Source organism: Sphingomonas sp. Leaf17 (genome assembly GCF_001421505.1).
Lineage (GTDB): Bacteria > Pseudomonadota > Alphaproteobacteria > Sphingomonadales > Sphingomonadaceae > Sphingomonas.
In genome coordinates this window covers 104985-122641 of record NZ_LMKL01000006.1, presented here as the reverse complement: position 1 = coordinate 122641, position 17657 = coordinate 104985, and the positions used below count along the sequence as shown (strand labels likewise).

General features: G+C 69.4%; 18 protein-coding genes. 10 read left to right on the top strand and 8 right to left on the bottom strand.

The annotated features are described in order from the left end of the window. The first annotated feature begins 13 nt into the window (after nucleotides 1-13). From argH to ASE75_RS09565, 5 genes are all read left to right on the top strand, one after another. Entirely contained in the window at nucleotides 14-1378 is a 1365-nt protein-coding gene (argH, locus tag ASE75_RS09585) for an argininosuccinate lyase (RefSeq protein ID WP_082463923.1), read from the top strand. Further along, nucleotides 1378-1617: a hypothetical protein gene (locus tag ASE75_RS09580; protein WP_082463922.1), complete on the top strand. Its 240-nt coding sequence runs from the start codon at nucleotides 1378-1380 to the stop codon at nucleotides 1615-1617. The genes argH and ASE75_RS09580 overlap by 1 nt, the downstream gene beginning before the upstream one ends. Beyond that, nucleotides 1617-2879: a diaminopimelate decarboxylase gene (gene lysA / locus ASE75_RS09575; protein WP_055932561.1), complete on the top strand. Its 1263-nt coding sequence runs from the start codon at nucleotides 1617-1619 to the stop codon at nucleotides 2877-2879. The genes ASE75_RS09580 and lysA overlap by 1 nt, the downstream gene beginning before the upstream one ends. A 174-nt stretch (nucleotides 2880-3053) precedes the next feature. Further along, nucleotides 3054-3815, top strand: a complete 762-nt coding sequence (locus tag ASE75_RS09570) for a precorrin-2 dehydrogenase/sirohydrochlorin ferrochelatase family protein (RefSeq protein ID WP_055932558.1) — start codon at nucleotides 3054-3056, stop codon at nucleotides 3813-3815. Next, nucleotides 3812-4765, top strand: a complete 954-nt coding sequence (locus ASE75_RS09565) for a zinc transporter ZntB (protein WP_055932555.1) — start codon at nucleotides 3812-3814, stop codon at nucleotides 4763-4765. The genes ASE75_RS09570 and ASE75_RS09565 overlap by 4 nt, the downstream gene beginning before the upstream one ends. 374 nt (nucleotides 4766-5139) lie before the next feature. Here the strand turns inward: ASE75_RS09565 and fghA are convergent, their stop codons facing one another. The 3 genes from fghA to ASE75_RS09550 are packed head-to-tail and all read right to left on the bottom strand — an operon-like array spanning nucleotide 5140 to nucleotide 7480. After that, nucleotides 5140-5967 carry an S-formylglutathione hydrolase gene (gene fghA / locus ASE75_RS09560; protein ID WP_055933305.1) on the bottom strand — a complete coding sequence of 276 codons (828 nt, stop codon included), beginning with the start codon at nucleotides 5965-5967 and terminating at the stop codon, nucleotides 5140-5142. Nucleotides 5968-5972: 5 nt separating this feature from the next. Then, nucleotides 5973-6356, bottom strand: a complete 384-nt coding sequence (locus tag ASE75_RS09555) for a VOC family protein (RefSeq protein WP_055932552.1) — start codon at nucleotides 6354-6356, stop codon at nucleotides 5973-5975. A gap of 14 nt (nucleotides 6357-6370) precedes the next feature. Then, the gene (locus tag ASE75_RS09550; RefSeq protein ID WP_055932550.1) at nucleotides 6371-7480 is read right to left on the bottom strand and encodes an S-(hydroxymethyl)glutathione dehydrogenase/class III alcohol dehydrogenase; all 1110 of its coding nucleotides are present in this window, start codon (nucleotides 7478-7480) and stop codon (nucleotides 6371-6373) included. A gap of 245 nt (nucleotides 7481-7725) precedes the next feature. Between ASE75_RS09550 and ASE75_RS09545 the strand changes: the two genes are divergently transcribed. Beyond that, entirely contained in the window at nucleotides 7726-10488 is a 2763-nt protein-coding gene (locus tag ASE75_RS09545) for a hypothetical protein (RefSeq protein ID WP_055933302.1), read from the top strand. Between the two features lie 108 nt (nucleotides 10489-10596). On the opposite strand, the gene ASE75_RS09540 is transcribed toward ASE75_RS09545, so the two are convergent. Beyond that, nucleotides 10597-12114, bottom strand: coding sequence for an ABC transporter permease/substrate-binding protein (locus ASE75_RS09540; RefSeq protein WP_443025336.1), 1518 nt, complete (start codon nucleotides 12112-12114; stop codon nucleotides 10597-10599). A gap of 17 nt (nucleotides 12115-12131) precedes the next feature. After that, entirely contained in the window at nucleotides 12132-12896 is a 765-nt protein-coding gene (locus ASE75_RS09535) for an ATP-binding cassette domain-containing protein (protein ID WP_055932545.1), read from the bottom strand. A 47-nt stretch (nucleotides 12897-12943) separates the two neighbouring features. On the opposite strand from ASE75_RS09535, the gene ASE75_RS09530 reads away from it, so the two are divergent. After that, nucleotides 12944-13747, top strand: a complete 804-nt coding sequence (locus tag ASE75_RS09530; protein ID WP_235512616.1) for an SDR family oxidoreductase — start codon at nucleotides 12944-12946, stop codon at nucleotides 13745-13747. 4 nt (nucleotides 13748-13751) lie between these two features. On the opposite strand, the gene ASE75_RS09525 is transcribed toward ASE75_RS09530, so the two are convergent. Further along, a complete protein-coding gene (locus ASE75_RS09525) occupies nucleotides 13752-15110 on the bottom strand; it encodes a S41 family peptidase (RefSeq protein ID WP_055932542.1) in 1359 nt (452 codons plus the stop codon). Beyond that, nucleotides 15110-15403, bottom strand: a complete 294-nt coding sequence (locus ASE75_RS09520) for a 4a-hydroxytetrahydrobiopterin dehydratase (protein ID WP_055932540.1) — start codon at nucleotides 15401-15403, stop codon at nucleotides 15110-15112. Before ASE75_RS09520 ends, ASE75_RS09525 begins: the two co-directional genes overlap by 1 nt. Nucleotides 15404-15454: 51 nt before the next feature. Between ASE75_RS09520 and ASE75_RS09515 the strand changes: the two genes are divergently transcribed. From ASE75_RS09515 to ASE75_RS09505, 3 genes are read left to right on the top strand one after another with little or no spacing between them, the layout of a single operon-like run. After that, nucleotides 15455-15898, top strand: a complete 444-nt coding sequence (locus ASE75_RS09515; protein WP_055932537.1) for a metallopeptidase family protein — start codon at nucleotides 15455-15457, stop codon at nucleotides 15896-15898. Beyond that, the gene (gene ccmA, locus ASE75_RS09510) at nucleotides 15895-16455 is read left to right on the top strand and encodes a heme ABC exporter ATP-binding protein CcmA (RefSeq protein ID WP_055932534.1); all 561 of its coding nucleotides are present in this window, start codon (nucleotides 15895-15897) and stop codon (nucleotides 16453-16455) included. The genes ASE75_RS09515 and ccmA overlap by 4 nt, the downstream gene beginning before the upstream one ends. Beyond that, complete coding sequence (locus tag ASE75_RS09505; RefSeq protein WP_055932531.1) at nucleotides 16452-17096, top strand: heme exporter protein CcmB; 645 nt, start codon at nucleotides 16452-16454, stop codon at nucleotides 17094-17096. The genes ccmA and ASE75_RS09505 overlap by 4 nt, the downstream gene beginning before the upstream one ends. Before the next feature lie 141 nt (nucleotides 17097-17237). Here the strand turns inward: ASE75_RS09505 and ASE75_RS09500 are convergent, their stop codons facing one another. Further along, nucleotides 17238-17615: a hypothetical protein gene (locus tag ASE75_RS09500; protein ID WP_156340364.1), complete on the bottom strand. Its 378-nt coding sequence runs from the start codon at nucleotides 17613-17615 to the stop codon at nucleotides 17238-17240. Nucleotides 17616-17657: the final 42 nt, after the last annotated feature.

Below are 17657 nucleotides of genomic sequence, written 5' to 3'. Positions count from 1 at the left end.
CAGTTCCAATGCGATGTGGGGTGGACGGTTCGCCGAAGGACCAGCCGCCGTCATGCGGGAGATAAATGCCTCCATCCCCTTCGACAAGCGATTGTGGCGACAGGATGTCGCCGGATCGAAGGCGCACGTCGCGATGCTGGGTGCGACCGGCATCGTCGCAGCCGATGACGCCGCCGCCATCGCGGCGGGACTCGACCAGGTCGCCGCGTATTACGAAGCGAACGGCGTGGCCGAGGACATGGTCCTCGAAGACATCCACATGCAGACCGAGGCGCGGCTGGCCGACGCCATCGGGCCGGTCGCCGGCCGCCTGCACACCGCGCGCAGCCGGAACGATCAGGTCGCGACCGATTTCCGCCTGTGGGTGCGCGACGCGATCGACCAGGTGCTGGGCGCGCTTGGGGCCCTGCGCGAGGCCCTGCTGACCCGCGCCGAGGAACACGCCGCCAGCGTCATGCCGGGCTTCACCCATCTGCAAAGCGCGCAGCCGGTGACCTTGGGCCATCACCTGATGGCCTATGTCGAAATGACGATGCGCGACATCAGCCGCTTTGCCGATGCGCGGGTGCGGATGAACCGCTGCCCGCTGGGGTCCGCCGCGCTGGCCGGCACTGGCTTCCCCGTAGACCGCGACGCGACCGCTTCGGCGCTTGGTTTCGACGGGCCGACGCGCAATTCGCTGGACGCGGTCAGCGACCGGGACTTCGCGATGGATTACCTGATGGCGGCGGCGCAATGCTCGCTGCACCTCAGCCGGCTGGCCGAGGAGTTCGTGCTGTGGGCGTCGCAGCCCTTCGGCTTCGTCTCGCTCAGCGACCAATGGTCGACCGGCAGCTCGATCATGCCGCAGAAGCGCAACCCCGATGCGGCCGAGTTGGTGCGTGGGCACAGCGGCCGGATCACCGGCTGCCTCGTCGCGCTGATGGTGACGATGAAGGGCCTGCCGCTGGCCTATTCCAAGGACATGCAGGACGACAAGCCGCCGGTATTCGAGGCGCACGACCTGCTGGGCCTGTCGATCGCGGCGATGACCGGCATGATCGAAAGCGCCACCTTCCGCACCGACCGGATGCGGCAGGTGGCGGAGGCCGGTTTCTCGACCGCGACCGACCTGGCCGACTGGCTGGTGCGCGAGGCCAACCTGCCGTTCCGCGAGGCGCACCACGTAACGGGCCGCGCGGTGAAGCTGGCGGAAGGTCGCGGCGTCGCACTGGATGCGTTGTCGCTCGACGATCTGCGCGCCATTGATGACCGGATCGACGCGCGGGTCTACGGCGTGCTGTCGGTCGATGCCTCGGTCGCCAGCCGCACCAGTTTCGGCGGCACCGCGCCCGCCAATGTCCGCGCGGCGATCGCCGCGGCACGGGAGACGACATGATGACGCGGTGGATACCCGTGTTTGCCACGACGCTGGCACTGGCCGGCTGCGGATCGGCGGGGCAGTTGAAGCCGGCAAAGGGCGACACCCTGCCGGTCGCCCCTTACGGCGCGCGGGCCACGCCGACCCCGGCGCAGTTGCTGACGCCGACGACGCAGCAGCGCCCGACGCGCAGCGACGAACTCCTGAAGAACTCGACCGAGCGCCGCCCGGACGATTTCGACCTGCCGCCAAACTGATGGATCATTTTCACACGCAGAACGGCGTTCTCCACTGCGAGGACGTCGCGCTCCCCACCATCGCCGACGCGGTCGGCACGCCGGTCTATGTCTATTCGGCCAACACGTTCCGTCGCCACGCGCAGGTGTTTCGCGAGGGACTGAAGGATTGCGGCCGGGTGCATCTGGCCTATGCGATCAAGGCCAATCCGAACCTTGCCGTCCTGCGCGTGCTGGCCGACGAGGGATATGGCGCGGATGTCGTGTCGGCCGGCGAGATGGCGCGCGCGCTCGCCGCCGGTATCCCCGCGATGGACATCGTGTTTTCGGGCGTCGGCAAGACCCGCGACGAGCTGACCGCGGCGCTGGCCGCCGGCATCGGCCAGTTCAACCTTGAGCTGGAGGAGGAGGGCGAGGTTCTCGCCGACATCGCCGCCGCGCAAGGACTGGTCGCGCCCGCGGTGCTGCGCGTGAACCCGGACGTCGACGCCGGCACCCATGCCAAGATCTCGACGGGCCGCGCCGAGAACAAGTTCGGCATCGCCATCGACCAGGCGCTGGCCATGTTCGACCGGCTCGCCGGACGCCCGGGCCTGAACCTGCGTGGTGTCGCGATCCACATCGGCAGCCAGCTGGCCGATCTGGCCCCGCTGGAGGCCGCCTACAGCCGCATCGGCCGTCTGGTGGCGGATCTGCGCGCGGCGGGGCATATGATCGACCGGGTGGACCTTGGCGGCGGTCTGGGCGTGCCCTATCGCCCCGACGACGTGATGCCGTCGCCCGCCGACTATGGTGCGATGGTCGCGCGGGTGACGAAGGGCTGGGACGTCGAGCTGATGTTCGAGCCGGGCCGGGTCATCGCCGGCAATGCGGGCGTGCTGCTGACCAAGGTCATCTGGGTGAAGCCCGGCGTGACCAGCCCTTACGTCATCGTCGATGCGGCGATGAACGATCTGGCGCGCGTGGCGATGTACGACGCCTATCATGATTTCGTCGCGGTGGAGCCGACCGGCGCGCGGATGATGGCCAACATCGCCGGGCCGGTGTGCGAGACGGGGGACACCTTCGCGATGGGCCGCGATATCGACGTGGTGGCGTCGGGCGATCTCGGCGTGTTCCGTACCGCCGGCGCGTACGGCGCGACGATGGCCAGCACCTACAACAGCCGCGCGCTGGTGCCCGAGGTGATGGTCGACGGCGGCCGTTACGCGATCGTTGCCGACCGGATTTTGCCGGAAACGATTCTGGCCGCCGAGCGCGTGCCGGAGTGGCTGGATACGTGAGGGGCGCGGGCCTTGGCACGGTTCCAGCCCCTTCCTGTTTCCCCGCGAAGGCGGGGATCCAGGGTCAGGCAATAACACGGCTGTTGGCGCTTCTGGCTCTGGACCCCCGCCTGCGCGGGGGAACGGCAGGGGGCGTCGTAACGGCGGGGGGCGAGATATCGTGAGCCACGCCCGATGACCCTGCACAGCATCCCCATCTTCGTCCGGCTTGCCGGTCGCCCGGTCATGCTGCTGGGTGAGGGCGAGGCGGCGGATGCCAAGCGGCGGATCCTCGAACGCGGCGGCGCGGTGATCGTCGGCGAGGACGCGACCGCCGCGCTGGCGATCATCGCGATCGAGGAGGAGGACGCGGCCGTCGCCGCCGTCGGCCGGCTGCGCGCGCGCGGGCTTCTGGTCAACGCGGTCGACCGGCCGGCCTTGTGCGACTTCACCCTGCCGGCGATCGTCGACCGCGCGCCGCTGTTGCTGGCGATCGGCACCGGCGGTGCATCGGCGGGGATGGCGGCGGCGGTGCGTCAGCGGCTGGAGGCGTTGCTGCCCGCCGATCTGGGCGCGCGGGCCGACGCGCTGTTCGCCGCGCGGGGGGCGTTGAAGGCGCGGTTTCCCGATGGCGGCGAGCGGCGGCGGGCGCTGGCGGCGGCGATGGCGGCGGGCGGTGCGCTCGACCCGCTGGCCGATGCGGTCGACGTTGCTGGCTGGATCGCGGGGACGGGTGCTGCCACCGGCTTGGGCATGCACATCGTGTTGCGCAGCGGCGACCCGGACGACCTGACCATCCGCGAGACACGCGCGCTGGCCAGCGCGGACTGCGTCTGGCACCGCGCCGACGTGCCGCTGGCGATCCTGACGCGCGCGCGGGCCGACGCCGCGCGGATGCCGTGCGACGCGGCTCCACCGATCGAGCCGGGCACGGTCTTTCTGGAGATGGGGGTTTGAGCGGCTTTGCGTACCGGCTGAAGGACGGCCAGGCCGAACGCGTCGATCTGGCCGCCGCGCTGGCGGATGGCGCGGACATGGTCTGGGCGCATCTGAACACCAACGAGGCGCGCGCGCAGGCATGGCTGCGCGACCGGGCCAAACTGACCGACTATGCGATCGATTCGCTGACCGCGGCCGAGACGCGCCCGCGCTGCGACGCGGTCGGCAACGCCGCGTTCCTGAACCTTCGCGGCCGGTCGAAGGACGAGACGACCTCCACCGACCCGCTGTCGTCGGTCCGCATCTGGGCGACGAAGGGCCGGGTGTTCTCGGTCACACGCCAGCCGCTGTTCGCGCTCGACGCGGTGGTGTCGGCGGTCGAGGGCGGACAGATCCGCGATCCCGGCGACCTGATCGCGCAGTTCGCCGCCGCGATCACCAGCGACCTCGACCCGCAGGTCGCGGCGCTGGGCGATGAACTGGACGATTGCGAGGAACGGCTGGACCCGAACCGGGTGTTCGAACTGCGCCACGCGGTCACGCAGGTCCGGGTCGCGGCGATCGGCTACCGGCGGTTCCTGTCGCCGCAGCGGCAGGCGCTGGAAAAGCTCGCCGCGCTGCCCGGCGACTGGTTGCAGGACGACGACCGCCTGCACCTGGCCGCCGCCGCCGACCGCGCCGCGCGCATGGCCGAGGAGCTTGAGGCGATCCGCGAACGATCCTCGCTGATGCACGAGGCGCTGACCGACCTGCGCGCCGAGCAGATCGACCAGCGGTCGCTGCTGATCTCGATCGTCGCTATGGTGTTCCTGCCGTTGACCTTCCTGACCGGCCTGTACGGCATGAACGTCGAGGGGCTGCCGTTCGCCAAGGAACCCTGGGCCTTTGCGATGGTGGCGGGGATGTGCGTGGTCATCACCATCGGTATCGTCGGCTATTTCGTGAAGCGGCACTGGTTCACGCGGTAGGCGTCAGTCGTAGGCGCGATGGGGGCGCTTTCGGCCGATCGTTGTTGCGTTCTCAGTGACGGGGCACCTTGCACGACCCCCGTTCCCCCGCGCAGGCGGGGGGCCAGGGCGGCATGTTCCAAGGCGTGTTGTGTTGCTTGGCTCTGGATCCCCGCCTGCGCGGGGAAACGGGGTGGCTTGGCGGGTTAATGGAGCGAGCGATGCGTTGGTCGGATCATGGTCTTCCTCCCTCCCACAACCTCCCCGGCGGAGGCCGGGGTCCAGTTGGGTTGAGGTGGGTATGATTTTACTGCCGCCTGCCCGACTGGACCCCGACCTCCGCCGGGGAGGTACGATAGGACGTTTGTCCTTCCTGCCCGGCATACCGCGCGCCCCTAAACCCGCGCGGCGTGCCAGCGCAAATGGTCCGCCATGAAGGTCGAGATGAAGTAGTAACTGTGGTCGTACCCCGGCTGCATCCGCAGTGTCAGGTCGATGCCGGCATCGGCGCAGGCCTTCTCCAGTAGTTCCGGTTTCAACTGTTCGGCAAGGAACTGGTCGGCATCGCCCTGATCGACCAGCAGGGCCGGGACGCGCGCGCCATCCTCGATCAGCGCGACCGCGTCATGGGCGCGCCATGCCGCCCGGTCGTCGCCGAGATAGCCGCCGAGCGCCTTGTGCCCCCACGGCACCTGACCGGGCGCGACGATCGGCGCGAAGGCGGACACCGCCTTGTACCGGTCGGGGAAGGTCAGGCCGATGGTCAGCGCGCCGTGGCCGCCCATCGAATGGCCCATGATCGACTGGCGATCCATGTCGGCGGGGAAGTGCCCGGCGATCAGCGCGGGCAGTTCCTGCGTGATGTAGGACCACATCCGGTAATGCCCGGCGAACGGGCTTTGCGTCGCGTCGACGTAGAAGCCTGCGCCCTTGCCGAAGTCGTACGCATCATCGTCGGCCACGCCGTCGCCGCGCGGCGAGGTGTCGGGCGCGACGAGAATCAGCCCCAGTTCGGCGCAGGTCGCGCGAAACTCGCCCTTGTCGGTGACGTTGGCATGGGTGCAGGTCAGGCCCGACAGATACCAGACGACCGGCAGCGTGGCGCCGGCCTCATGCGGGGGGACATAGACCGAGAAGGTCATGTCCGTGCCGGTCGCGTCGGAGGCATGGGTGTATACGCCCTGCGTCCCGCCATGCGCGACATTGGTCGATACCGTCTTCATGCCGGTCACGCGGCCGCGCGGTGCATGGCGCACAGCTTGTTGCCGTCGGGATCGCGCAGATAGGCGAGGTACAGGTCGCCCATCGGCGTGGAGCGGACGCCCGGCGCATCCTCGATCGCGGTGCCGCCGGCGGCGACGCCGGCGGCATGCCACGCATCACCCTGCTCGGGGCCGTCGACCGCGAAGCCGATCGTCGCGCCATTGGCCGGGGTGGCCGGCTGGCCGTCGATCGGGGTGGTGACCAGAAAGACGCTGCCGGCGTGCAGGTACAGCAGCCGCCCCCTTGGATCGACCCGCCCCGGCCGACCGCCCAGCGCGGTGAACAGCGCGTCGTAGAACGTCTTCGAGCGATCCAGGTCGTTGCTGCCGACCATCATGTGACTGAACATGCTACTATCTCCGATCAGTATACGACGACGCTGCGGATGCTCTCGCCCGCATGCATCAGGTCGAAGCCTTTGTTGATCTCGTCCAGCTTCAGGACGTGGGTAATCATCGGGTCGATCTCGATCTTGCCGTTCATGTACCAGTCGACGATCTTGGGCACGTCGGTGCGGCCCTTGGCCCCGCCGAACGCGGTGCCGCGCCAGTTGCGCCCGGTCACCAGCTGGAACGGCCGCGTGCTGATCTCCTTGCCCGCCTCGGCCACGCCGATGACGATGCTGGTGCCCCAGCCGCGATGGCACGCCTCCAGCGCCTGGCGCATGACGGTCGTGTTGCCGGTGCAGTCGAACGTATAGTCCGCGCCGCCATCGGTCAGCGCGACCAGGTGCGCGACGATATCGCCGCTCACGTCCTTGGGGTTGACGAAATGGGTCATGCCGAACCGGCGGCCCCACTCCTCGCGGTCGGGGTTGATGTCGACGCCGACGATCATGCTCGCGCCCGCCATCCGCGCGCCCTGCAACACGTTCAGGCCGATGCCGCCGAGGCCGAAGACGATGACGGTGTCGCCGACCTGCACCTTGGCGGTGTTGACCACCGCGCCGACGCCGGTCGTCACGCCGCAACCGACATAGCAGCTCGTCTGGAACGGCGCGTCCTCGCGGATCTTGGCGACCGCGATTTCGGGCACGACCGTGAAGTTCGAGAAGGTCGAGCAGCCCATGTAATGGAAGATCGGCTGCCCCTTGTAGCTGAATCGGGTCGTGCCGTCGGGCAGCAGGCCTTTCCCTTGCGTCGCGCGGATCGCGGTGCACAGGTTGGTCTTGCCGGACAGGCACGACTTACACTGGCGACATTCGGGGGTGTAGAGCGGGATCACATGGTCGCCGACCGCGACCGAGGTGACACCGGCGCCGATCTCGCGGACGATGCCTGCGCCTTCATGGCCCAGCACGCTGGGAAACAGCCCCTCGCTGTCGAGACCGTCGAGCGTATAGGCGTCAGTGTGGCAGATGCCGGTCGCCATGATCTCGATCAGCACCTCGCCCGCCTTCGGGCCTTCGAGGTCGAGTTCGACGATTTCGAGCGGCTTCTTCGCCTCGAACGCGACGGCGGCGCGGGTCTTCATGGTCGGGTTTCTCCGGGAGAATGATCGTATGCCCGCCAACCTAGACGGTCGGCCGCACCGCGATAAGCCTTGTTTTCGCCGAAACCGCCGTCGGCGTGGGCGATTGGTGCGAACCCATCTTCGTTCAGACAAAGTTTTGCGACAAATCGGCAATAGGGAAGGGTTACAGGCATATCGCCTGTGCCCCGTGCCGATTCGCCCGCCGACCGATGTGCCCCTTCTTTCAGATCTGGATGACTGTCCCCATGCGTAAAACCGCTCTCGGTCTGGTGCTGACCCTTGGTGCCGCACCGGCCTTTGCGCAGACGGCGACGCCAGCCGCCCCAGCGCCTACCACCACGTCCCCCCAGGCGACGCCGTCGGAGCTGGAGGAAGACGAAGGCCCCGAGATCGTCGTCACCGGATCGCGGCGACAGCCGGGCGCGGTGGTCGGCGACATTCCGCCCGAACTGCAACTGACCCCGGCCGATATCCGCTCCTACGGCGTCAGCTCGGTCGCCGACCTGCTGACCGAACTCGCGCCGCAGACCGGCAGCGGGCGTGGCAGCGGCGGCGCGCCGGTCGTGCTGCTGAACGGGCGGCGCATTTCCAGCTTCGCCGAAATCCGCGACCTGCCGACCGAGGCGATCCAGCGCGTCGACATCCTGCCCGAGGAAGTCGCGCTGAAATATGGCTACCGCGCCGACCAGCGCGTGGTGAACTTCGTCCTGCGCCGCCGTTTCCGCGCGACCACGGTCGAACTGGTTGACCGGTTCGCGACCGAGGGCGGGCGCAACACGCCGCAGGGGCAGCTCGACCTGCTGTCGATCCGCGGCACCGGCCGGTTCAACCTGCACGTCGATTACCAGCAATCCTCCGCGCTGACCGAGAACGAGCGCGGGGTGGTCGGCCAGGCCAGCCCGTTCGCGATCGGCGGCAACGTCGTCGGCGTGAACGGCGGCGCGATCGACCCGGCGCTCAGCGCGGCCGCCGGTTCCGCCGTGACGATCGCCGGGGTGCCCGCCGGCGTGACCGCACCGACCTTTGCCAATTTCGTCGGCACGGCGGGGCAGGCTAACAGCAGCGACGTCAGCCGGTTCCGCACGCTGCTGAACGAAACCCAGTCGCTGTCGACCAACCTCGTCTATGCCCGCAACATTTTCGGGAATATCGGCGCGACCTTCAACGCACGCGGCGAGGCGACGAGCAGCCGGGGGTTGCAGGGTCTGGCGACGGGTGCACTGACGCTGGCGGCGGGCAATCCGTTCAACCCGTTCGCCAGTACCGTGGTCGTCGACCGCGCGTTCGACCAGCTGCTGCCGCTGCAACAGCGGACGTCGGGGCTGACCGGGCATCTCGGCACCAGCTTCAACGGGACGCTGGGCAAGTGGCAATGGTCGCTGAACGGCAATTACGACCGGGTCGAGAGCAAGACCGTCACCGATACCGGCATCGACCTGACCGATCTTCAGTCGCGGCTGAACGCGGGCGATCCGACCGCCAATCCGTTCGCGGTACCGGCCCCCGGCAGCCTCGTCGGATTGCCGGCGAACCGCGCCAATTCCACCTCGTCGATCGGTGCGGTGGACGCGCTGGTCAACGGGACGCTGTTCGCGCTGCCAGCGGGCAATGTGTCGACCAGCATCCGCGTCGGCGCATCGACCAGCAGCTTCGACAGCCGCTCCGACCGCGCCGGCCTGACCCAGCGCGGGAACGTCGCGCGCGACATCGTCAACGGCCAGGTCAATCTCGACCTGCCGGTGGCGGACCGGTCGTCGGGCGTGCTGCCGTTCCTGGGTGACCTGTCGGTCAACGGCAACGTCGCGGTGGAGGACTATTCGGACTTCGGCACGCTGACGACGGTCGGCTATGGCGCGAACTGGGAGCCGCTGAGCGGGTTCCGGCTGATCGCCTCGACCACCCATTCGGAGGATGCGCCGAGCGCGCAGCAGCTGGGCAACCCGGTCGTCACCAACCTGAACGTCCGCGTGTTCGACTATGTGCAGGGAACGACCGCCACCGTCTCGACGATCAGCGGCGGCAACCCGAACCTGATCGCCAACAACCAGCGCGTGACGAAACTGGGCGCGACCTTCAAGCCGTTGAAGGACAAGGATCTGACGATCACCGCCAATTACGTCACGGCGACCGTGCGCGACCCGATCGCCGGTTTCCCGACCGCGACGGCGGCGATCGAGGCGGCGTTCCCCGACCGGTTCACCCGCGATGCGGCGGGCAACCTGCAACGGATCGACCTGCGCCCGATCAATTACGACCGGACCGACCGGTCCGAGCTGCGCACCGGCATCAACTTCTCGATGCCGCTAAAGTCGAAGATCCAGCGCGATCTGGAGGCGTTTCGCGCCGGCACCGGGCCGAACCCGTTCGCCGGACTGCGTCCCCCCGGTGGCGGCGATCGGCCGGGCGGTGGTGCCGGCCGGCGTGGCGACGGGGCGGGAGCCGGGGCCGGCGGGCCGGGTGGTCCCGGTGGCGGCGGACGGGGCGGCTTTGGCGGCGGCGGCGGGCGCGGCGGCCCTGCCGGTGGGCGGCTGCAATTCGCGCTGTACCATACCTATCACTTCACCGATTCGGTGACGGTGTTGTCGGGCGGGCAGAAGCTCGACCTGCTGAACGGTGATGCGATCGGGGCGAATGGTGGTCAGGCGCGGCACGAGCTGGAGGCGCAGGCGGGCTATTTCAACAACGGCCTCGGCGCGCGGCTGTCGGCGAATTACCAGAGCGGGACGACCGTGAATGGTGGAACGGCGGCGGCCCCGGAGACGCTGAACTTCGGCAGCCTCGCCACCGCCAACCTGCGGCTGTTCGCCGATTTCGGCGGACGGATCGACCTGGTCCGCAAGGCGCCGTGGTTGCGCGGGATGCGGGTCACCGCCTCGGTCGACAATCTGTTCAACACGCGCCAGCGGGTGACGGACGGGACGGGTGCCGTACCGATCAGCTATCAGCCGGCCTATCTCGATGCGCTGGGCCGGACGGTACGGATTTCGGTTCGGAAACTGTTCTTTTAATCCGCCGTCATTGCGAGCGTAGCGAAGCAATCCAGCGCGTCCTGTTTGGCCCCTGGATTGCCTCGTTTGCGCTCGCAATGACGGAGCAGAGCGGCGAGACGGTCAGGCCTACAACCCGATTCGCTTGGCCAGCCACGCCGCCGCCGCTTGCGGGGTCGCCTTGTCGGCCTCGCGATCGACCTGATAATTGGCCGCGCGCATCGCATCGACCGGCACGCGGCCGACCAGCGGTTTCAATGCAGCGAGGAACCGCGCATCCTTCGCGCGATCCGGCGCGACCAGCAGGATCGCGTCATATCCGGGGATCGCGCGGCGCGGATCGGCCAGCACCGTCAGTTTCTCCGCCGCGATCCGCCCGTCCGACGAAAAGGCGGAGATGACGTCGACGCGTCCGCTGGCCAGCGCCTGATACATGAAGGTCGGGCTGTACGGCGTCGTCGCCTTGAACCGCAGCGGATAGGCGCGCTTGACCGCGGCCCATTCCGGTCGCTCCAGAAATTCCAGGTCGCTGCCCAATGTCAGGCGCGGCGCGACCCGGACCAGATCGTCGAGCGTCTTCACGCCTGCCTGTGCGGCATCCCGCCCGCGCATCGCAAAGGCATAGGCGTTCTCGAACCCCAGCGCACCGACCAGCCCGACCCCGTGCTTCTCGCGCGCCCAGTCACCGATCGCCGCGACCATCGCCAGCCGCGCGGGCGCCTCGCCGCGCTTCATTGCGTTGGTCCAGATCGTGCCGGCATAATCGACATAGACGTCGACGTCGCCGCCGGCGACCGCGCCGAAGATCACCGCCGACCCCAGCCCGTCGCGATACTCGACGCGGTAACCGGCGCGTTCCAGCCGGTCGCCGATCAGCCTTGCGAGGATATATTGCTCGGCAAAGTTCTTCGCGCCCACCACGACGGTTCGCTCATCGCCGCCGCGCGGCCAGAGCGGCGCGGTCGCCGCCGCCATGCCGATCGCCAGCACCGCCGCCGCCGCGATGACCAGCCAGCGGCGGCGACGTTTCAGCCCCGTCTCGATCCCGCCGATCAGCAGGTCGACCAGAATCGCCAGCGCCGCCGCCGACGCGCAGCCGGCCAGCACCAGCGCCCAGTTCTGCGTCTGCAAGCCGGCAAAGATCAGGTCGCCAAGGCTCGGCTGGCCGACCGTGGTCGACAAAGTCGCCGCGCCGATCGTCCAGACCGCCGCGGTGCGGATGCCGGCAATCAGGACCGGCGCGACTAGCGGGGCCTCGACCAGCCGCAGTTTCTGCGCGGGCGTCATGCCGACACCGTCCGCCGCCTCGATCACCGCCGGGTCGATGCCGTCCAGCCCGGCGACGCCGTTGCGCAGGATCGGCAGCAGCGCATAGAGCGTCAGGGCGATCAGCGAGGGCAGGAAGCCAAGCGCGGGAATGCCGCCGCCGACCAGCGCCGACAGGCTGAGCAGTACCGGATAGAACAGCGCGAGCAGCGCAAGGCTCGGGATCGTCTGGACGAGGCTGGCGAAGCCCAAGGCGATCCGCCCGACGGTGCGGTTGCGCGCGGACCACACGCCAAGCGGCAGGCTGATGACGATGCCGATCGCAAGGGCGGTAAAGCTGAGCAGGACATGCTGCGCGAGCAGCGGCGGCACCCGGCCCATTGCCTCCCAGAACGCGCTCACGACGCGAGCCTCCGCAACCGCTCGGCCTGATCGCGCGGCACCGCGACCAGCGCCTGCGCCTCGCGCCCGCCCTTGCCGGCGAGCAATTCGGCCGGGGTCGCGTCGGCGACGATCCGCCCGGCGGCCATCACCAGCACCCGGTCGGCCAGCAGCAACGCCTCCGCCATGTCATGCGTGACCAGGATGCTGGTCAGGCCAAGCCGGTCGTGCAAAGCGCGGATCGCGGTGCCAAGCGCATCGCGCGTGACCGGATCGAGCGCGCCGAACGCCTCGTCCATCAGCAGCAGTTTCGGTTCGGTCGCCAATGCGCGCGCGACGCCGACCCGCTGGCGCTGGCCACCCGACAGCGCGTCGGGCATCCGGTCGGCCAGCGAGCGCGGCAGATCGACAAGGTCGAGCAGGTCGCCGACACGCGCGCCTGCCGCACGTCCGGCGATACGCAGGCCGATGGCAATGTTCTGCGCGACCGTCATGTGCGGGAACAGGCCGGTGTTCTGGAATACATAGCCTATCCGCCGGCGCAGCAGCGGCGCGGGGCCGGCGGTGATGTCCGCGCCGTCGATCAGCACCCGGCCATCGCTTGGCTCGATCAGCCGGTTGACCATCTTCAGCAGGGTCGACTTGCCCGATCCCGACCCGCCGACGAGCGCGACGAAGCTGCCGGCGGCGATGGTCCGGTCAACGGCGTCGACCGCGACCGTCCCGTCGGCGAAGCGTTTCGAGACATGCTCGAACGTCAGGGCGGGCGATTGTGCTGGCATTGTGGCCGGTGATGCGGGACGTTGACGCAAACGTCAAACGAGGAAAAATGACGATGGGAGAGGTGCCTGTGGGCGAACGCCGTGCGATCTTCATTACCGGTGGCGGATCGGGCATCGGCCGCGCGATCGCGATCCTGTTCGCGGGGCGCGACTGGCAGGTCGGGCTGGGCGATGTCGACGCGCGCGGAATGGCCGAAACGGCGGCGCTGCTGCCCGGCGGAGCGATGACCTGGGTTCTCGACGTGTGCGACCGGCCGGCATGGGCGCGGGTGCTTGGTGATTTCGTGCAGAAGGCCGGGCGGCTCGACGTGCTGGTCAACAATGCCGGGATCGCGACCGGCGGCGCGCTGGCCAGCATGAGCGAGTCCGATATCGACCGGGTGATCGCGATCAACTTTACCGGCGTCGTCAACGGCGCGCGTGCTGGCCACGCGTTCCTGAAGGCGACGCCCGGGTCGGTCCTGCTCAACGTCGCGTCGGCGTCGGCAATCTGGGGGTCACCGGGCCTGTCGGTGTACTCGGCGACCAAGTTTGCGGTACGCGGACTGACCGAGGCGCTGGACGGTGAATGGACGGCGGACGGGATCAAGGTCGCGTCGCTGATGCCGGGCTTCATCGACACGCCGTTGCTGCGGGTCAACGTCTCGGGATCGAACCGCACCGCGCGCGACGGGGTGGTCGCCGGCGGCTTCGAGTTCACGCCCGTCGAGCGGGTGGCGGAAGCGGCGTGGGACGCGGTACACGGCGACCGGCTGCACACACCGGTCGGGCCGACCGCCAAACGGCTGACCTTCGCCGCGCGCTGGCTGCCGGGCAAGCTGCGCCGGCAGATGAAGGCGCGGCGGCGGTAGAACGTCACTGGTTCAGGCGGCGGGCGGCCTCCACGATCATCGCTGTGTGGTCGGGCGCAAAGGCGGGGATCGGTTCGGCGGGGGTGATGCCGATACCCTCCTGCGATTGGCCGGCGGGGTCGCGGTAGCGTTCGGCCGGCAGCGTCAGCGTCCAGCCGTTGGGCAGTGGCTTGGCCAGTTGATCGGACAGGGCGCCGCGCGTGGTCGCACCCATGTGCCGCACAGTGGGCAGGGCGCGCATCGCCAGCGTGAAGGTCTCGCCGGCACTGACGGTAATGTCGCTGGTCAGCAGCGCGACCGGCCCGGTGTAGCGCGGGCGGGGCGAGGGGGTGACGGCGAACCGCTGGTCGGCCCCGGCTACCCCTGCCGGTCGTTTGATAAAGGCCGGCCGCGTGCGATCTGCGAACCGGCCGGCAATGTGCAGGCTGATGCTGTCATAGCCGCCCCGGTTGTTGGTCACGTCGACGATCACGCCGGGCAGGTCCCGGAACGCGGCGATCGCGCCGTCGAGGGCGGTATCGAGCGCCGTCGTATCGTCCGGGCCTGCGTCCGGGTCGAAGGCGCCCATCGCGACGATGTTGATATAGCCGATCCGCCCGATCCGGCCCCACAGGATGCGCCGGTTGGCAACGGTCTGCGCGCTGTCGCCGAGCAGGTCGAGAATGCCCTGCCGATAGGCGGTCGACCAGCGCTTCTCGCGCATGGCGGGATCGTCGCCCAGCCGGGGATCGGCGCGGGCGGCCAGGATCGTCGGGGCCTCGCCGCCCTCGAAACTGCGGTCCTCGCCGTCGATCGACGCCTCCAGCCCGACATGCGCGTCGTCCAGCCGGCCCAGCGCGGTAGTGAGGCGCGCGTACAGCGCCGCATCGGTCGGGGATTTGCCGGCATCGGTCAGGGCCGCCGTCAATTCCGGCACGGTCCGCCCGCGGGGACCGAAGCCGGGATACAGGTCGGCGAAGGTCGCGGCGACGACGTCGGCGATCGCCTGCCGGCTCCAGTCGCGCGGCGTGGCGCAGGCGGCGGGCAGCGCGCCGATCCGGTCGAACGCATAGTCCGTCGTGCCCGGCGCGACGGTGAAGGCGATGCGGTCGCGGTTCGTGACCGAGACCAGCCTGTAGCTTTCATCCTTGCCCGCGTCGGGCGACGGGTCGCGGTAACACTGGGTGCCGGCGACATGGTACACGCGCGGTACGCCGCGCGCGATCGTCAGGATATGGCCATAGCCGCGCGACCGCCACACGCCGTCGATCCGCGCGCCGGCCGAGGCGGTCGGCACCCAGTCGCGCGCCACCACCGGCGATGCGGCCAGCGCACCCGCCACCAGCATCGGGATCGCCCGTGTCGCCGTGAGCATGGCCCGCATCAGTCCCCCAGAATGGCGTCTATGCGTTCGGCCAGTTCGATGTCGCGCGGTGACAGGCCGCCGGCATCGTGGGTGGTCAGCAGGATTTCGACCCGGTTCCAGACGTTCTTCCATTCAGGGTGATGATCCGCCTTTTCGGCGATCAGCGCGACCTGCGTCATGAAACCGAACGCCTCGGCGAAATCCTCGAACACGATCGAGCGGGTGATCGCGTCGCGGCCGTCGTCATAATCCCAGTCGGGCAGGCCATCGAGCGCCTCGGCCCGTTCGGTCTCGTTCAGCGCCTCGATCATGGCCTTGCTCCCATCGTCGTAGTTTCTTGCCGGTTCAGGACCGGGAGGGGTATGGCGGTCGCGATGGAGCGGCAAGAGACAATCGGCCCCGGGCGGGAGGCGACCTTCGGTACGGCACCCGATGCCGACTGGATCGAGGGGGTCGCGCGCGCGACGATCGCCAGATTGCCGGCGGCGTTTGCCGCGCACCTGGGCGACGTGCTGCTGCTGGTCGAGGAGTTTGCCGACGACGAGACGCTGGCCGCGGTCGGACTGGAGCATCCGCTCGACCTGACCGGCCTGTATCACGGGCGACCGGTCGGCGAGAAATCGTCGATGGATACAGCGACGATGCCGGACCGGATCCATCTGTATCGCCGGGCGATCCTGGAGGAATGGATCGAAACCGGCGTGCGGCTCGACGATCTGGTCGCGCATGTGACGGTGCACGAGATCGGCCATCATTTCGGCCTGAGCGACGACGACATGCATGCGCTGGAGGACGCGGTCGCGTGACCGCAGGACTGGCGTTCGACCGGGTCGCGTGCCTGCGCGGCGGGCGGATGCTGTTCGAGGAGCTGTCGTTCGCGCTGCAACCCGGCGACGCGGCGCTGGTGACCGGCCCGAACGGCGTCGGCAAGTCGAGCCTGGTGCGGATCGCCGCCGGACTGCTCGCACCGACCCAGGGCAGGGTCACGCGGTGCGGCGGTATCGCCCTGCTGGGGGAGGCGCACGCGCTGGACCCGGAACGGCGGCTGGGCGATGCGCTGGGTTTCTGGGCGGGGCTGGACGGGGGCGCGGCGGTGCTGGAACCGCTTGGGTTGGCCGATCTGGCGGCGGTACCGGTGCGGCTGCTGTCGACCGGCCAGCGGCGGCGCGCGGGGCTGGCGCGGGTGCTCGGCAGTGGCGCGGGCGTGTGGTTGCTGGACGAGCCGGCCAACGGGCTGGACAGCGATGCCGTTGCGATGCTGGAGGCGCTGGTCTCCGATCACCGGGCCGGCGGTGGTATCGCGCTGGTCGCGACGCATACGTCGGTCGCATTGCCCGGCGCGGTACGGGTGGCGCTGGCATGAGCATCGTTGCGGCGCTGGTGATCCGCGACGCTCGCCGCGCCTATGCCGGTGGCGGGGTGGTGTGGCCGGTCGCCTTCTTCCTGCTGGTCGCCACGCTGTTTCCCTTTGCGATCGGGCCGGATGCGGGCGTGCTGGCGCGGGTCGGTGGCGGGGTGATCTGGGCCGCCGCGCTGCTCGCCGCGCTGCTGCCGGTCGAGCGGCTGGTCGCGCCGGACCTAGAGGCGGGGGTGATCGACCAGCTGGCGGTACGCGGCGTGTCGCTGACGCTGGTCGCGGCGGGAAAGATGGTCGCGCACTGGATCGCGTTCGCGCCGCCGCTGATGGCGGCGGCGGTGGTCGCGGGCGGCCTGCTCGGACTGTCGAGCCGGACGCTGGCGGCGGTCGAGTTGGGGTTGCTGATCGGTACGCCGGGGCTGGCCGCGCTGGCGGTGGCGACGGCGGCGCTGGTCGCGGGGTTGCGCGGTGCGGGCGCGATCGCGGGGTTGCTGATGTTGCCGCTGGCGGTGCCGCTGCTGATCTTCGGGGCCGGGTCGATCGAGGGGGGGGCAGGGGCGCTCAAGCTGCTCGGCGCGGTCACCCTGCTGCTGGTCGCCGGCACCCCGTTCGTGGCGGCGGCGGCGATGCGGGCGGGGATGGACTAGCGCGGAAAGTGCCAAAGGTTACACCGGCACGGGGGGGGGGATATTTGGTTTCCTATTGAAACCGAATGTCGTAATAGCGCCTGTTCCGAATGTCTTGCAGGCGATGCGGGCGCTGACCGGACGCGGGATGATCCGGCTAAATCACCGCATCCGTCCGCTGCCACGCAGGCGCTGCACGTTCACCTGATCGCGCAACACGGTCGCGCGGGTGTCGAGTTCGGCGCGTTCCGACGTGGACAGGCCATCCCGGCCATAGCGGTCGGCCAGCCTTTCGACCTGGTGCACGTCACGCCGGTACGACCGGGCGTCGCGTCGGGAAAGCGTGCCCGCGTCGCGCCCGTCGTCGATCCGCGCGCGGATATCGGCAAGATCGCGTCCGACGTCCGGCGCGCGGGGCACGCTGCCCGGGCGATAGGGGGCGGGTGGACGCCCCTCATTTGGGGGGGAGGACGGCACGAACTGCGCGGTGGCGATGCCGGAAACCAGGGCGAGCAGCGCAGCGGTCAGTCTCCGGTACATCGACGATCCCCATCGCAGGATTTTTGGCGCAGAGTTTCAGCG

Bases quoted from the DNA above. Each gene is read 5' to 3' on its own strand.
- argH (WP_082463923.1), top strand. From the start codon at position 14: ATGTGGGGTGGACGGTTCGCCGAAGGACCAGCCGCCGTCATGCGGGAG.
- ASE75_RS09580 (WP_082463922.1), top strand. From the start codon at position 1,378: ATGACGCGGTGGATACCCGTGTTTGCCACGACGCTGGCACTGGCCGGC.
- lysA (WP_055932561.1), top strand. From the start codon at position 1,617: ATGGATCATTTTCACACGCAGAACGGCGTTCTCCACTGCGAGGACGTC.
- ASE75_RS09570 (WP_055932558.1), top strand. From the start codon at position 3,054: ATGACCCTGCACAGCATCCCCATCTTCGTCCGGCTTGCCGGTCGCCCG.
- fghA (WP_055933305.1), bottom strand. From the start codon at position 5,967: ATGAAGACGGTATCGACCAATGTCGCGCATGGCGGGACGCAGGGCGTA.
- ASE75_RS09555 (WP_055932552.1), bottom strand. From the start codon at position 6,356: ATGTTCAGTCACATGATGGTCGGCAGCAACGACCTGGATCGCTCGAAG.
- ASE75_RS09550 (WP_055932550.1), bottom strand. From the start codon at position 7,480: ATGAAGACCCGCGCCGCCGTCGCGTTCGAGGCGAAGAAGCCGCTCGAA.
- ASE75_RS09545 (WP_055933302.1), top strand. From the start codon at position 7,726: ATGCGTAAAACCGCTCTCGGTCTGGTGCTGACCCTTGGTGCCGCACCG.
- ASE75_RS09540 (WP_443025336.1), bottom strand. From the start codon at position 12,114: ATGGGCCGGGTGCCGCCGCTGCTCGCGCAGCATGTCCTGCTCAGCTTT.
- ASE75_RS09535 (WP_055932545.1), bottom strand. From the start codon at position 12,896: ATGCCAGCACAATCGCCCGCCCTGACGTTCGAGCATGTCTCGAAACGC.
- ASE75_RS09530 (WP_235512616.1), top strand. From the start codon at position 12,944: ATGACGATGGGAGAGGTGCCTGTGGGCGAACGCCGTGCGATCTTCATT.
- ASE75_RS09525 (WP_055932542.1), bottom strand. From the start codon at position 15,110: ATGCGGGCCATGCTCACGGCGACACGGGCGATCCCGATGCTGGTGGCG.
- ASE75_RS09520 (WP_055932540.1), bottom strand. From the start codon at position 15,403: ATGATCGAGGCGCTGAACGAGACCGAACGGGCCGAGGCGCTCGATGGC.
- ASE75_RS09515 (WP_055932537.1), top strand. From the start codon at position 15,455: ATGGCGGTCGCGATGGAGCGGCAAGAGACAATCGGCCCCGGGCGGGAG.
- ASE75_RS09505 (WP_055932531.1), top strand. From the start codon at position 16,452: ATGAGCATCGTTGCGGCGCTGGTGATCCGCGACGCTCGCCGCGCCTAT.
- ASE75_RS09500 (WP_156340364.1), bottom strand. From the start codon at position 17,615: ATGTACCGGAGACTGACCGCTGCGCTGCTCGCCCTGGTTTCCGGCATC.